The sequence below is a fragment of the Phenylobacterium sp. genome (assembly GCF_030693805.1).
Lineage (GTDB): Bacteria > Pseudomonadota > Alphaproteobacteria > Caulobacterales > Caulobacteraceae > Phenylobacterium.
This window is the reverse complement of record NZ_JAUXZW010000169.1, coordinates 1-1,120: the sequence shown is the minus strand read 5'-3', so window position 1 is coordinate 1,120 and position 1,120 is coordinate 1. Positions and strand designations below refer to the sequence as shown.

Annotated in this window: 2 protein-coding genes; one reads left to right on the top strand and one right to left on the bottom strand. The window is 70.0% G+C overall.

The features are described 5' to 3' along the window. Positions 1 to 604: CHASE2 domain-containing protein (locus tag Q8M88_RS07095; RefSeq protein ID WP_305595803.1), on the bottom strand; the 604-nt coding region annotated here is incomplete at its 3' end. Positions 605 to 761: 157 nt separating this feature from the next. Between Q8M88_RS07095 and Q8M88_RS07090 the strand changes: the two genes are divergently transcribed. Continuing rightward, the coding region (locus tag Q8M88_RS07090; RefSeq protein ID WP_305595801.1) for a hypothetical protein at positions 762 to 1,120 on the top strand (359 nt) is incomplete at its 3' end.

Below are 1,120 nucleotides of genomic sequence, written 5' to 3'. Positions count from 1 at the left end.
CGCCGGCCGACGGTGCGCTGGCGCTGAGCACCGGCAGCGGCGGGACCACGCTGCCGAAGCGGTGCACAAAGGGCTGCGGCGGGTCGCCCATCACCACCGGCGCCAGCAGCGGCATGGTCTCGGGCACTGTGCCGGGGCCTTTGCGTTCGAGCGAAAAGCCCAGTACCACGTTGCTGACCTTGAGCTGCTGCGCCAGCACGTCGTCGTTGTCGGGCAGGGTGGCAATCTGCTGGCGCACCCCGGCAGGCAGCGGCCAGTCGCGGCTGACGGCGGCGGGCGAGGTGCGGTCGGGCTCGGCAAACACCACGTCAAAGCCGATCGCGGCGGCCTGCAGCCCCTGCAGCCGCTCCACCAGCTCGGCAATGCGGTAGCGCGGCCACGGCCATTGGCCCACCCGCGCCAGGCTTTCCTCGTCGATGTCCACCACCCGAACGGCGGTGTCCTGGTAGATGCGCGGCTCCAGGCGCTGGTACTGGTCCCACAGCGCGTGGCGCACGGTGCGCACCGCGGGCGGGTCGGCCAGCATGAGGCCACACACCAGCGCCACCGCCAGCAGCGGCGCAAAAAAATAGAGGCGGCGCAGCAGGCGCAGGAGTTTTCGCATCAGGGCGTCGGCAGGTCGGGTTGGAAGGGGTGTCCCCACGGGCGGTGCCGTGGGCCACGAACGGTTAACATTAGATGACAACTTCGGCGCAGCCGGCGTCGGGCGTGCGTTTCCAGCCACCCGGTGTGTGTTCGATCACAACAAAAAAAGCCCCTGCATGAGCGCTGACGAGACAACAGCACCCACCCAGCCCCCGGCCGAGCGTCCCACGCGATGGCGGCCGCTGCACATTCTGGGCGCGCTCGATGCGGTGGCAATGTCCCTGCCCACCACGCTGGGTGCGGTGTTGCTGGTGTACGTGCACATTGGCGCGCAGCACCTGGCCGCGGGCATTCTGGCGGCCATCGTTGGCCTGGTGCTGCTGCACCTGTGCAGCCTCGGCGCCACGCGCCCGGCGATGTTTTCGGCCCGGCTGTTCGAGGCCACCACCCTGGCCGCCATGCTGGCGCAACTGGGGCAGCAGCTGCCCGCCTGGGGCCTGCCAGACACCCCCGAGCTGCGGCTGGCCTGTGAAGA